The 12,387-nt window shown below is 46.7% G+C and carries 13 protein-coding genes; 4 read left to right on the top strand and 9 right to left on the bottom strand.

The features are described 5' to 3' along the window. The first annotated feature begins 36 nt into the window (after window positions 1–36). The 3 genes from pomA to thiI all read left to right on the top strand — a co-directional run bounded on the left by pomA (window position 37) and on the right by thiI (window position 3,335). Window positions 37–798 (top strand): flagellar motor protein PomA, encoded by a 762-nt coding sequence (gene pomA, locus C942_RS13880; RefSeq protein WP_007466613.1) that lies wholly within the window; start codon window positions 37–39, stop codon window positions 796–798. Between the two features lie 9 nt (window positions 799–807). Next, window positions 808–1,728 (top strand): flagellar motor protein MotB, encoded by a 921-nt coding sequence (locus C942_RS13875; RefSeq protein ID WP_036800187.1) that lies wholly within the window; start codon window positions 808–810, stop codon window positions 1,726–1,728. A gap of 158 nt (window positions 1,729–1,886) precedes the next feature. Next, the gene (thiI, locus tag C942_RS13870) at window positions 1,887–3,335 is read left to right on the top strand and encodes a tRNA uracil 4-sulfurtransferase ThiI (protein ID WP_007466609.1); all 1,449 of its coding nucleotides are present in this window, start codon (window positions 1,887–1,889) and stop codon (window positions 3,333–3,335) included. A gap of 92 nt (window positions 3,336–3,427) precedes the next feature. Here the strand turns inward: thiI and yajL are convergent, their stop codons facing one another. From yajL to C942_RS13825, 9 genes are all read right to left on the bottom strand, one after another. After that, complete coding sequence (gene yajL, locus C942_RS13865; protein WP_007466605.1) at window positions 3,428–4,051, bottom strand: protein deglycase YajL; 624 nt, start codon at window positions 4,049–4,051, stop codon at window positions 3,428–3,430. Beyond that, window positions 4,041–4,946 (bottom strand): 2-dehydropantoate 2-reductase, encoded by a 906-nt coding sequence (gene panE / locus C942_RS13860; protein ID WP_007466604.1) that lies wholly within the window; start codon window positions 4,944–4,946, stop codon window positions 4,041–4,043. Before panE ends, yajL begins: the two co-directional genes overlap by 11 nt. Before the next feature lie 149 nt (window positions 4,947–5,095). Next, window positions 5,096–5,935, bottom strand: coding sequence for a nucleoside-specific channel-forming Tsx family protein (locus tag C942_RS13855; RefSeq protein ID WP_007466603.1), 840 nt, complete (start codon window positions 5,933–5,935; stop codon window positions 5,096–5,098). Window positions 5,936–6,304: 369 nt separating this feature from the next. Continuing rightward, window positions 6,305–7,105, bottom strand: a complete 801-nt coding sequence (locus C942_RS13850) for a nucleoside-specific channel-forming Tsx family protein (protein ID WP_007466602.1) — start codon at window positions 7,103–7,105, stop codon at window positions 6,305–6,307. Window positions 7,106–7,466: 361 nt separating this feature from the next. Next, a complete protein-coding gene (locus C942_RS13845; RefSeq protein ID WP_007466601.1) occupies window positions 7,467–8,849 on the bottom strand; it encodes an AmpG family muropeptide MFS transporter in 1,383 nt (460 codons plus the stop codon). A gap of 217 nt (window positions 8,850–9,066) precedes the next feature. Further along, the gene (locus tag C942_RS13840; protein ID WP_007466600.1) at window positions 9,067–9,432 is read right to left on the bottom strand and encodes a hypothetical protein; all 366 of its coding nucleotides are present in this window, start codon (window positions 9,430–9,432) and stop codon (window positions 9,067–9,069) included. 42 nt (window positions 9,433–9,474) lie between these two features. Beyond that, on the bottom strand, window positions 9,475–10,029 hold the full coding sequence (locus C942_RS13835) for a peptidylprolyl isomerase (RefSeq protein ID WP_007466599.1): 555 nt from the start codon (window positions 10,027–10,029) through the stop codon (window positions 9,475–9,477). Next, entirely contained in the window at window positions 10,029–10,598 is a 570-nt protein-coding gene (locus C942_RS13830) for a YajG family lipoprotein (RefSeq protein ID WP_007466597.1), read from the bottom strand. The genes C942_RS13835 and C942_RS13830 overlap by 1 nt, the downstream gene beginning before the upstream one ends. 64 nt (window positions 10,599–10,662) lie before the next feature. Then, window positions 10,663–11,787: a methyltransferase gene (locus C942_RS13825; protein ID WP_007466594.1), complete on the bottom strand. Its 1,125-nt coding sequence runs from the start codon at window positions 11,785–11,787 to the stop codon at window positions 10,663–10,665. Between the two features lie 242 nt (window positions 11,788–12,029). Between C942_RS13825 and bolA the strand changes: the two genes are divergently transcribed. Next, entirely contained in the window at window positions 12,030–12,344 is a 315-nt protein-coding gene (gene bolA, locus C942_RS13820; RefSeq protein WP_007466592.1) for a transcriptional regulator BolA, read from the top strand. Window positions 12,345–12,387 lie beyond the last annotated feature (43 nt).

Genomic DNA, 12,387 nt, shown 5'->3' with positions numbered 1-12,387 from the left:
TTAGTTGGCATCATGTCGTAAATTGGAGAATTGCTGGTGGATTTGGCTACCCTTATAGGTTTAATCGGGTCATTTGCCTTTGTCATCATGGCGATGGTACTGGGCGGCAGTATCAGTATGTTCATTGATACACAGTCGATCCTGATCGTGTGCTGTGGCTCAATGTTTGTTGTACTGATGCAATACAGTATTGGGCAGTTCCTTGGAGCGACAAAAATTGCGGCTAAGGCTTTCATGTTCAAAACGGATAATCCGGAAGATCTGATCGCTAAGGTTGTCGAAATGGCTGATGCCGCCCGTAAAGGTGGATTTCTTGCTCTGGAAGAGATGGAAGTAGAAAACTCTTTTTTGCGTAAGGGGATCGACTTACTGGTTGATGGCCATGATGCCGATGTGGTTCGAGCCACACTGCAAAAAGATATCGCGCTGACTAATGAGCGACATGAACATGGTGCCGGAATTTTCAAGGCGATTGGTGATGTTGCCCCGGCGATGGGAATGATCGGTACACTGATCGGCCTGGTAGCTATGCTGTCAAACATGGATGATCCGAAGTCGATCGGTCCGGCAATGGCGGTTGCACTTTTGACGACGCTCTATGGTGCGGTTATGGCGAACATGGTGATGTTGCCAATCGCGGCCAAACTGGAGTTGCGTAAAGATGAGGAAAAACTAAACCGTCGTCTGATTTTGGATGGCGTACTGGCGATTCAGGATGGTCAAAACCCGCGGGTTATTGATGGTTACCTGAAAAACTACCTCAACGAAAAGAAACGAACTATTGACGGCGACGAGTAACGGGAGGGGATGATGGAAGATGAATGCAAATGCCCCCCTCCGGGGTTACCTCCATGGATGGGTACGTTTGCCGATCTAATGTCACTGCTGATGTGCTTCTTCGTACTGCTGCTTTCATTCTCTGAAATGGACGTATTGAAGTTCAAGCAGATCGCAGGCTCGATGAAATTCGCCTTCGGTGTTCAAAATATGCTGGAAGTTAAAGATATTCCGAAAGGAACCAGCGTGATTGCCCAGGAGTTCCGTCCGGGACGACCGGAGCCGACACCGATAGAAGTTATCATGCAGCAGACGATTGATATGACCCAGCGGACACTGGACTTCCATGAAGGTGAATCTGAGCGTGCGGGGGGCACTCAGCGTGATGCCGGCCAGTTGACCGGTGGTCAGAGCCCGCAGACGTCAACGGAGTTGAATGAAAGTAGTGAGTCTGAGATGTCAGAGTCTCAGAAGCAGTTGCTGGAAGTGCTGCAAAAAGCCCTTGATCGTGAAATTGAAGAAGGGGCAATTGAAGTGGAAAGCTTTGGTCAACAGGTAGTGATCCGGATTAAGGAAAAAGGCTCTTTCCCGGCAGGCTCTGCATTCTTGCAGCCTAAGTTCCGCCCGTTGGTTAGACAGGTTGCTGATTTGGTTAAAGATGTGCCGGGAGTTATCCGGGTGTCTGGCCATACCGATAATCAGAAGCTGGACTCAGAGCTGTATCGTTCAAACTGGGATTTGTCTGCGCAGCGTGCTGTGTCTGTGGCCCAGGAGATGGAAAAAGTTGACGGTTTTGATCATAAGCGCCTGCGGGTTGTTGGCTTGGCGGATACTGCGCCGTTGAATAACAACAAGACCGAAGAGCTGCGTAAAGAGAATCGCCGGGTGGAAATCTCGATAATGCAGGGTAAACCGCATTACTCCGAGGAAATGTCTAGCAGCCCAAATTAAGCCTACACTAATCCTAACCGTGTATTATCTTCAGGGCGGGGTAACCCGCTCTGAAGTTATCTGAGTATAATCTTTGTTTCAGCAACAGCTTGCTTGCTGTATAATCCGCGCCTTTAATTCCTTATGGTATTGTTTGGCCCTGTGTAGCGAAGCGTGTTATGAAATTTATCGTTAAACCCCATCCAGAGATTTTTGTAAAGAGTGAATCGGTTCGAAAACGCTTTACCAAAATCCTAGAATGTAATATCCGCATTATCCTTCAGCGTTTGTCTGATTCTATCGCGGTACACAACCGTCGTAGTCATATCGAAGTCTCTTCCAAAGATGGCAGCATTCGTGATGAGGTTTTGGCGGTATTAACGCAAACGCCTGGTATTCACCACGTTCTGGAAGTAAAGCAAACTGAATTTACAGATCTGCATGATATTTACGAGCAGACACTGGAACATGTACGTGATCAGCTTGAAGGTAAAACTTTCTGTGTACGTGCGAAGCGTACCGGTAAGCACGACTTTACTTCGATTGAGCTGGAGCGCTACGTAGGTGGTGGCCTGAATCAGGCTGTTGAGTCGGCGTCAGTTAAACTGAAAAATCCGGACATTACAGTTCGTGTTGAAGTGGCTAACGAGAAGCTGAACCAGATCCTTGCGCGTCACAAAGGCCTGGGTGGTTTCCCTCTGGGTACTCAGGAAGATGTGCTGAGTCTGATTTCTGGCGGTTTCGATTCCGGTGTATCAAGCTACCTGCACATCAAACGCGGTAGTAAGGTTCATTACTGCTTCTTCAACCTTGGCGGTCCGGCACACGAAATCGGCGTTAAGCAGGTTTCTCACTTCCTGTGGAAGAAATACGGTTCATCAGCCAAAGTTAAATTCATCGCTGTGGATTTCGAGCCGGTAGTAGCTGAAATTCTTGAGAATATCGATGACGGCCAGATGGGCGTGGTGCTGAAGCGTATGTTCATGCGTGCAGCAGGTAAAGTGGCTGAGCGCTTCGGTATTCAGGCGCTGGTTACCGGTGAGGCTCTGGGCCAGGTATCAAGCCAGACTCTGACTAACCTTCGCCACATTGATAATGTAACGGATACTCTGATCCTGCGTCCGCTGATCAACTGGGATAAAGAAGACATCATTGATGTTGCTCGTCAGATTGGCACAGAAGATTTTGCTAAGACGATGCCGGAATTCTGTGGTGTGATTTCGAAGAGCCCGACAGTTAAAGCGGTTAAAGAGAAGCTGGAAGTTGAAGAAGCCAAGTTCGACTTTACGGTTTTAGATCGTGTTGTTCAGGAAGCTCGTGTGATTGATATTCGTGCTATCGAAAAAGAAAGCCAGGAGCAGGCACCGGAAATCGAACTGGTTGATCAGATTGATGCTGGTGCGATTGTTCTTGATATCCGTAGCCCGGATGAAGAAGACGAGAACCCGCTTGAAATTGATAACGTTGAGGTGAAGCACCTACCGTTCTACAAGCTGGCGACTCAGTTTGGCGATCTGCCACAGGACAAAACGTACCTGCTGTATTGTGACCGTGGTGTCATGAGCCGTCTGCAGGCGTTGTACCTGAAAGAAAACGGCTTCGATAACGTGAAGGTTTACCGTCCGTAATCTGAGTTGAATCTGAATAAGAAAAACGAGAGCTTCGGCTCTCGTTTTTTTATTACTTAATGGTAAGGCTTTTTAAACTTATACCTCGAACCTTACTTCCTCGGTAGCACGTTATAGTGCATGTTTGGCCATACCACCATAGGTTCAGCAACTTCTACCGCTTTGTCTTTGCCTGCCAGACGATTAATGATTTCGAAAGCAAATTCCATTGATGTACCCGGTCCCTGACTGGTTAACAGGTTGTGATTAACATCATAGACAACACGTTTGGTGCGGCGGCGCTCTTCTGGGATTTGCTCAAGGAAAGCAGGGTGAGCCGTCATGATTGCTTCCGGGAACATCTTATGGTGCTCCAGTACCACAGCAGGTGCAGCGCAGATGGCTGCAATCAGCTTGCCGTCATATTTATGTTGCATCACAAATTCAACCAGCAGCGGGCTGTCACGGAAACATTCAGCGCCTCCAAGGCCGCCCGGAAGAACGACACAGTCGAATTGTTCATCGGCAATGTTAACTAACGCGACATCAGCGACCAGCTTGATGCCACGTGAGCCTTCAACAATCAGAGCACCGTCTGAGGCCGTGCTGGCTGCTGTTACTTCAAAACCGGCACGAACAAGGATATCCATGGTATTGACGGCTTCCATTTCTTCGCTGCCCGGTGCGATACAAACTGCAACTTTAATCGGGCGCTGCAGCTGAGCGTCATTGGTCATTATATTTCTGCTCCAATTGTTTAATTTGTTGCCATAGCCGGGTGTTGGCCGGAACCTCTATTCGGTGTGCTTTAGCCCGTGCTATCAGATAGCCAGTAATATAGTCGATTTCGGTCGTTCTTTTCTGGCAAATATCCTGATTCATTGAAGAAAAGTTATTGGATGTTGCTTTGATAACCTTGTCAGTCAGTGCTTTGAGTTCATTGCCGCTGGTTGGATAGCCTTCGGCACTCGTAACCTGAGCGACTTCATTGCAGATGGTTGCCAGTTCTTCTGAATATTTATCATGAGCCAGTTCGCCGTTACGACACTGATGTATGGCGGTAAGCGGATTGATTGAGCAGTTAATGGCTAGCTTTTGCCATAACGGATTGTAGATGTCAGAGTGCCACTGGCATGGTGCCAGAGCTTGATCAAAAAGCTCTGCCAGGTGTTCATGATGAGTTCCGGCATCGTTTAATGCCCCCATCCAGGTTTGACCGAGACCGGTATGTTTGAGTTCTTGCTCTGTCGGCCGAAATGCAGCCTGAGCGGTGGTGGCATAGATAACAGGGTTATCAGGTAACTGCGCCAGCGCTGAGTCTTGGCTGCCCATCCCGTTATGCATGATCACCACAGGTGCACCGGGTCTCAGGAAAGGGCGAATATCAAGGATGGCTTGTTGAACCTGGAATGCTTTTACTGTGATTAGCACACAGTCAGAGTGTTGTAATAATTCTTGTTGGTTGGCCGGGAAACAGGCTGTTTGCGACGTGGTTTCCGGTTCAACGGGGTGAAAGCTGAAGGTTAGTTTCTGAATTTGGCTTCGGGTCCAGAAATGTACCTGATGTTGCAGGCTTAGCTTATATCCCCATAAACGTCCGATGGCACCGGCTCCTACCACGGTAAATCTCACCAGAACTCTCCCTTTGATGATCATTGTATTAAAGAACGTCAGGATATCACGGGAGATTAATTGAATTAATCAATTATGAAAGAGCACACCAGAATGATGTGCTCTTTGGTTTGACACTTTTGAATATTGGTAATGTCTGTCGGGCTTGATCAGAACTTATAGTTGACTGAGAGGTAATGACCGAAGCCTGTGGTTTCACCGGCAAAACCACCGTCTTTAAACAGGGCCATATCTTTATAATATTTCAGGCCATAGCCAAATGCCCATTGCGGAGTGTGGTAGTAAATACCGTTAAACCATTCGACGGATGTAGTAGAGCGGTTTATACCGTCAGAGATTTTTGACGCACCAAATTTGTAGTCAAGATAACCCTGATAGGTAATAAAATCACCGCTGTCCATGGTATACCAGGGTTTGAACCAGTTGGTGGAAACCATATAGCCGTCCCACTCACTTTCGTTGGCTGCCCCAAAGTTTTCACGAACGTAACGGGCATAGGTATTCAGCCCCATTTTGCCAAACCAGGGAACCTGGATATCAGATCCGATACCGATATAGTGCTCAAATAACGCGTTATCACCGACGTTAGTCACGGTAGAGATATAGAGTTCCTGTACTGGACCGAATGAGAGATCTTTACCTGTTATTCCATCAAGAGAGACGCGTGGTGCAAATTTGAAAAAGAAGTTATCGGCAAAGTCATCGCTACCTTCAGGTTTGTTTCGGTCAGAATTACTTGAATTGAGTACATCAAAAACATCCAAATAACCGTAGAGATCTAGCCAACCTGAGCGGCCACCAAATTCCATTTCAAAGTAAGTATCATCCTGAAATCCGAAAGGAATTTTGTTGTCGATACTTTGCATCAAGTTAAAAGTGAACCATTTATAGTCGTTCTTGCGGATGTCGTCAGAGTAATCGACGGCGAAGCTCGCGCCGGATAAGGCAAGAGCTGTACTGATGCTAAGAGCTGCCAGAGTTCTATACATGATGAGTTCTCGCTAACCATTTGCCATTGCTTGAGATGCATCCTTGTCAGCGTTGCTTTTCGGTATCTATGGGGGAGATACCGTCGGGCAAATATTGCGACAAGTCGCGGTTGTGAGCGTGTTATGGGGTAAATTTACGTTGCGCTCATACAGCAAAGGCTAGCGTAATCTCTCAGCCTTGTGGCTCCGTCTTAAAGCTAAGGCGTTTATCTCAGGTTTCGGTTTGGATTGTGGTGAAAAATATGGAAGAAAAAGAAGTAGAAAGCGGGGATGTCTCGCAAGTAATTTCGATCTTATTTCTGAGAAGATAGGGACAGTAAAATAAAAAGGCGCCATGAGGCGCCTTTTTCATGCTAATTGCTGAAGCAATTAGAATTTGTAAGTTACGCTTACGTAGTGGCCTACACCTGTCGCTTTACCGATGAAACCGCCATCTTTCAGGCCGTAGATGTCTTTGTATGCTTTCAGACCGTAACCTACAGCGTAGCGATCAGAGTGCCAGTAGATACCGTTGAACATCGCCCCACCGTTGCTTGTTTTACCTGGGTTACCGTTAGTTTCCATACCAAATTGGTAGTCAATGTAACCCTGGTAAGAGATGAAGCTGCCGTTATCCAGGAAGTAGAATGGTTTGAACCAGTTGGTAGAAATCTGGTAGCCGTTCCAGTCTTTAGCGTTTGAATCATATGTGCCGTATAGATTCAGGCCAACCTTACCAAACCATGGCACCTCTACATCTGAACCAAGACCGATTTTTTGAGTGTTTACACCTGCATTTCCACCCCACTCCATCAGAGTAGCTAGGTAAAGCTCTTTAACTGGACCGAAAGAAAGATCTTTGCCAGTCACTGCATCAAGAGAAACGCGTGGTGCGAATTTCATGAACATTTTTTCGGCGTTGTTTTTGGTCTTGTCGCTATCTGGATCACTAGTTAGGTTGAATACGTCAACATAACCGTAAAGATCGAAGATGCCAGAGCGACCGCCAAATTCCATTTCAAGGTAGTCATGACTAGACTCTAAAGGCAGCTCGTCAAAAGCGTACATTAGGTTGAACTGTGACCAGCTATAGTCGTTCTTGTGGATGTCGTCAGAGTAGTCTGCTGCATTTACTGCTGCTGGAAGAGCTGTTGCTGCTAGGACGCTCAGTGCTACTAGTGATTTACGCATGGTTAACTCTCGCTAATTGTTTTTTAAGAATCGGGCTTTTTTTGGGGAGCCCGTATTTATGGCGAAGATTTTATGGTTTCGAGTCACTTTTTGGAATGTAACGATTGCGCAATCCTTTTCTAAACGTGATCACGATCTTCTGTAATCCATTACATTTCAGGTTATTGGTGATCTTGATCGTTATTTTTTATGTTTTTTCTGAATATTTTCTGAACTAAGTGATAAGGCGCTCATCTAATGGCGGCTTTTTAGCGGTATTTCGGAGAGAAAAGTTTGATATATGGAAAGTGGAAGAAAAATGCTTCAACAAAATACTACCGTTTTTTGCGTCGGGAGCACTGAAATGCTCCCGACGGTAAGATCAGTTACTCTCGGATTGAGTTTCTGAACTTGATTTTGAATTTTTACTCACAGTAAAAATCAGCAGCAGAACCGGGATGCCAATCAGAGCTGTGCTCAGGAAGAAGATGTTATAGCCGAAAGTGTCGACATACAGGCCGGAAAATCCGGCAAGGAATTTCGGGAACAGTAACATGATAGAGCTGAACAACGCGTATTGGGTTGCAGAGAAGGCGACATTGGTCAGGCTGGACATGTAGGTAATGAAGGCGGCAGTGGCTATACCGGCACTGAGGTTATCAACCGATATCACCAGAGTCAGCATTGGGAGGCTGTTACCCATATAGGTAAAGACCATAAACAGCAGGTTGGTGCAGGCTGCCAATACTGCGCCCAAAGCCAGGATTTTCATGGTGTTGAAGCGGCTGACAAGTATGCCACCTAGCCCTGCGCCCAGCAGGGTCATTATCACACCATAGACTTTAGACACTGAAGCAACTTCGGTTTTGGTAAAGCCCATATCGACATAGAATGCATTCGCCATTACCCCCATCACCACATCTGAAATACGGTAGCAGCCAATCAACACCAGAATGACCATTGCGTCTTTGCCATAGCGGGTAAAGAAATCTTTGAATGGCATGATGGCGGCAGTATAGAACCATGCCAGAAGTTTGGCCGTTTTCGTTGGTAAGCCTTTATCCAGCAGTTTCTGGCAATAGTCATGCTCAAGATCGTCTATTTCCGAGCTGTCGATATTTGGCTCTTTGATGCAAAGTGCGGTAAACAGACCGACTAACATCAGGGAGGCCATGATGAGATAAGCGTATTTCCAACCGTTCACATCATAACCGATATCGGAACCGAACCAGGCCGCAAAAGCCAGTGCGCCTGCGCCGGCCATAATCATCGCCAATCGGTAACCTGTCATATAGGCCGCGGCAAGCGCTGCTTGTAAACGCTCACAGGCAAGTTCGATTCTGTAGGCATCAATTACAATGTCCTGTGACGCGGAAGAGAAGGCGACAATCAGGGCAAAGATTGCTAGCTGCATTAAATCGACTTGTGGATTACTGATGGCCATACCGACCAGAGAGGCAATGATCATCAGCTGCGAAAACACCATCCAGCCCCGGCGACGGCCTAACAAGTGGGATAAAACCGGGATAGGAAAGCGGTCAATCAGTGGTGACCAGGCCCACTTAAAACCGTAAGCTAGTGCTACCCAGCTGAAAAAGCCGATATCAGTCCGGCTGACTTCAGCTTCACGGAGCCAGAAAGAAAGTGTACCGAAGACCAGTAGTAGCGGTAGCCCTGAAGAGAAACCCAGAGCAAGCATGATCAGGACTTTTTTCTCTAAATAGACTCGCCAGCCGAGTTTGTTGTTATCAATCGTTTTTTCCATGAACCCCTAATCCCGGTGTTACGTTTTTTTCGATTATAAAGCGAACAGAGTAAGAACTTCAGCAAAAAGGGGCAAGATGTCCGGATTAAGGTATGGAGAGGCGAGTAAACTGACATGGTAGCTATGGGGATAAGACATTAAACGTAATGGTAAGCGAGGATATTATGTTCGCCACCTGTCTTTTGATATTTGTCTATTCTCAACATTTGTTTGATTTCTAAGGCCTGGTTCCCTGCATTTTGTTTTGATATTCAGTTATGCCAAGGAGGTATTGTGCTGTTGTGGAGACTTTAAACTGAATAAAGGTGTTTCCGAGCAGCTCATGTTCTTCAAGTGACTCAAGCAGGTGAAGAAGATACCAATAGCCTGATTCATAATGGTTTGAAGGAGAAGAACCTGAGGGTACTGACAGTTTCCACCAGTCACTGAGGTGTTCGGTGCAGGTTTTTTTAAGGGAGTCGTAGCTGACTTCCCCGCTGAGAGTGGCGAGGGTACTCAGGGCCAGAGCCGGCGCATAATCAGCAATATGCTGATCAATTAATTCTGAGCTGGTATCTGGCCTTGATGAAATCAATGTAAGCATGGTTGTCACCTGGTCGCAGACTAACGGCCAGGTGACGTTAGCCTACTCTTTGATAATTTTTATTGCTTTAATAACTATAGGCTGCTGTGGAACATCTTTCATACCCATAGAGCGTACCGTAGTGGTAGGAATTTCAGCCATTTTTTCAATAACTGAGAACCCCTTCACAACTTTACCGAAAACAGCATAGCCAGGACGGTTGCCGCGGGCATCAAGAAACGCGTTATTCTGGTAGTTGATATAGAACTGACGGGTTGCCGAATCCGGATCAGAAGTACGAGCCATTGCAATAGTGGCTCGCTCATTACTCAGATTGTTAGTGGATTCATTTTTGATCGGCGCGTAGCTCGGACGGCGTTTCAGATCTTTATCAAAGCCGCCCCCCTGAGCCATGAAGCCCGGGATTACGCGGTGAAAGATGGTGCCTTCATAGCTGCCATCTTCAACATAACGGATAAAGTTCTGGCTGGAAACTGGTGCATTTTTCTCATCAAGCTGAATGGTAAAATCACCCAGATTCGTTGTAACCAGTACTTGTGTAGCAGCACTGACAGGTAGCGCGAAACACACAAGTAGTGCAACAAGAAAACGTCGCATTACAGGTTCTCCTGCATGTAAGTATTCAGGTCAGGATCGGCATAGATATCTTTCAGAACTGCACTGATCAGGTTGTTCATTGCTTCTTCCATATCTTCAACAGACGCGCTCATTGCACCGTTGCGTGCAGACTTACCTGAGTAACGCTTAACGAATTTACCTTTCGGAGACTCAACAACCAACTGAAGCTGAAGCTTGGTTGTCATTTCATGGCTCATCACGCTGTGTTTGACATTCACAATCGCTTCTAAAATATCTAGGCGTAGTGTTCCCTGGCTACTTTCTGTCAAAGTATAGCCTTGTGATCTTAGTTGGCGAGATAGGGCCTCTTCCAGAGTCACACGTAGGTTTTGGGTGGCGTGAAGTGGTTGCACGTTCTGGCGGCCGCTATCAACCACTGCAATGAACTGTGCAGTACGCAGGTCGCGGCTTTCGATGCTAAGAGCCTGACCTTTTGCTGTCGGTTGAGCAGAAATAACCGGCTGCGGGTTGATGGTTAGCTGAGGTTCAGACGGAGCTGAACAGGCAGTCAGTGCCAGTACTGAGGCAGCAATAAGAAGCTTCTTCATATTTATCTATCCTTAACAAAAATTGCTGCGCGCATACAGCAACTTAATAGCAAATGTAACTAGGTTACTTAACTGTTTTATAAACGACAAACTTATTATTCTGTGCGATCACCGAAACATTACCGAACAGGCGCTTTAGTTTCCCATCGTAGCCTAGGTGACGGTTACCAATCACGATTAACTGGCCTTTTGATCTGAGAACTTGCTTTGAATCACAAAACATTTGCCAGGCAATATGATCTGTGATGGCTGTTTGCTGGTGGAATGGAGGGTTACACAGCACTAGATCAACACTCTTTGCCGGAAACTGATCCAGGCAGTTATTGACCTTAGCTGTAATTTGCTCAGGTGTTTCCAGGTTAAGTTCTGCATTGGCCTGGCACGACGAAACAGCCATATAGCTTTCATCAACGCAGGTGATCTTCGCCTGTGGGTTCAGTCTTGCGGCCTTCAGGCCGATAACGCCGTTACCGCAACCCAGGTCAATAATGTCCTTAAGGTGGTCATTTTGCGGAATGTGCTCTAGCAGCAGGCGGGCACCAATATCCAGACTGTCACTTGAGAAGACGTTAGCGTGGTTAGTGATTGTCATGTTGTGTTCCGGCACGTCCCATTGTTGGGGAGCCGGCATTGGTGCCGCCAGTTTCGGGTTCGGCTGACAGAAAATAAGGCGGGCTTTTTTTACAGCCAGCGATGTTTTAGTTTCACCCAGATGCTTTTCAAACAGCTTCAGGGTCGATGTATGGATTTCTTTGGCTTTTGCCGCACCGATAACTACGCAGTCTTCTGGCAGCAAATTGCAAAGTCGCTTAAGTTGCCACACCAGTAAACGGTTATTTTTCGGTAGCTTGAGCAGAACCAGTTGCGGGTTTTCCGGCAGCGCCGCAAGGCAATCAGTAATCTTAATATGTGGTAGCTGATTGGCTTTCAGGTTGGCAACACAGCCTTGTTTGGCAATATAAGAATCGGTAATGCTGGTGACTTTACCTTTTTCTGCGAACCAGCAGCCCAGCGCACCGAAACTGTCATTCATGATCAGGATAGGGCGCTGTGGATCTAACTCCATGTCTTGTACATGGTTGATAATGTACTCATCTGCCGCATCCCATGCTTGCAGGGTTTCATTCTTACGTGCAGGGTAACGCTGGAGTGTCAGCGTACGCTCATGCAGGGTCAGCTCTGGTTTCATTAAAGATTACTTTGGGGTATGTTAACGATTTGGTATCTATTTTCGCAGAACAAGCCTGCGCTGAAAACAAAAACACAGTCTTTGTGGCTGATAAATTTGGGATTGCCAACGCGCATCCGGAATAGATGACCGCCAGAAAGTAAGGAGTGTTCGCGAAGTGCCCACTGAGTGTTCACTAAGTTTCCATATACCTGAGCATCATGAGGTCACTTGGGTATGTAGCCTCGTCGAGGATGACAAATATGATTCAGGATCGCATTAAAGAAAAGTTACTGCAGGCATTTGAACCGCTCCATCTTGAAGTCGTTAATGAAAGTTATATGCATAATGTCCCTGCAGGTTCCGAGAGCCACTTTAAGGTGGTGATTGTCAGTGAGCAATTTGAAGGGCAGCGCCTGATTGGCCGCCATCGAGCTGTGAATGCTGTGTTAGCGGATGAGTTGGCAAAAGATATCCATGCGCTTGCTATGCATACTTACACTGAGAGTGAATGGCAGAATTTGTTTGATGGTGCGCCATCAACACCATCCTGCCGAGGTGGGTCTAAGCTTGGCTGAAAGTCTCACATTGCAGAATTGATTGAAAAACCGCATATTTTTG

The sequence above is a fragment of the Photobacterium marinum genome, from assembly GCF_000331515.1.
Taxonomy (GTDB): domain Bacteria; phylum Pseudomonadota; class Gammaproteobacteria; order Enterobacterales; family Vibrionaceae; genus Photobacterium; species Photobacterium marinum.
This window is presented reverse-complemented; position numbering and strand designations above follow the sequence as displayed.

Bases quoted from the DNA above. Each gene is read 5' to 3' on its own strand.
- C942_RS13875 (WP_036800187.1), top strand. From the start codon at position 808: ATGATGGAAGATGAATGCAAATGCCCCCCTCCGGGGTTACCTCCATGG.
- thiI (WP_007466609.1), top strand. From the start codon at position 1,887: ATGAAATTTATCGTTAAACCCCATCCAGAGATTTTTGTAAAGAGTGAA.
- yajL (WP_007466605.1), bottom strand. From the start codon at position 4,051: ATGACCAATGACGCTCAGCTGCAGCGCCCGATTAAAGTTGCAGTTTGT.
- C942_RS13855 (WP_007466603.1), bottom strand. From the start codon at position 5,935: ATGTATAGAACTCTGGCAGCTCTTAGCATCAGTACAGCTCTTGCCTTA.
- C942_RS13850 (WP_007466602.1), bottom strand. From the start codon at position 7,105: ATGCGTAAATCACTAGTAGCACTGAGCGTCCTAGCAGCAACAGCTCTT.
- C942_RS13845 (WP_007466601.1), bottom strand. From the start codon at position 8,849: ATGGAAAAAACGATTGATAACAACAAACTCGGCTGGCGAGTCTATTTA.
- C942_RS13840 (WP_007466600.1), bottom strand. From the start codon at position 9,432: ATGCTTACATTGATTTCATCAAGGCCAGATACCAGCTCAGAATTAATT.
- C942_RS13835 (WP_007466599.1), bottom strand. From the start codon at position 10,029: ATGCGACGTTTTCTTGTTGCACTACTTGTGTGTTTCGCGCTACCTGTC.
- C942_RS13830 (WP_007466597.1), bottom strand. From the start codon at position 10,598: ATGAAGAAGCTTCTTATTGCTGCCTCAGTACTGGCACTGACTGCCTGT.
- C942_RS13825 (WP_007466594.1), bottom strand. From the start codon at position 11,787: ATGAAACCAGAGCTGACCCTGCATGAGCGTACGCTGACACTCCAGCGT.
- bolA (WP_007466592.1), top strand. From the start codon at position 12,030: ATGATTCAGGATCGCATTAAAGAAAAGTTACTGCAGGCATTTGAACCG.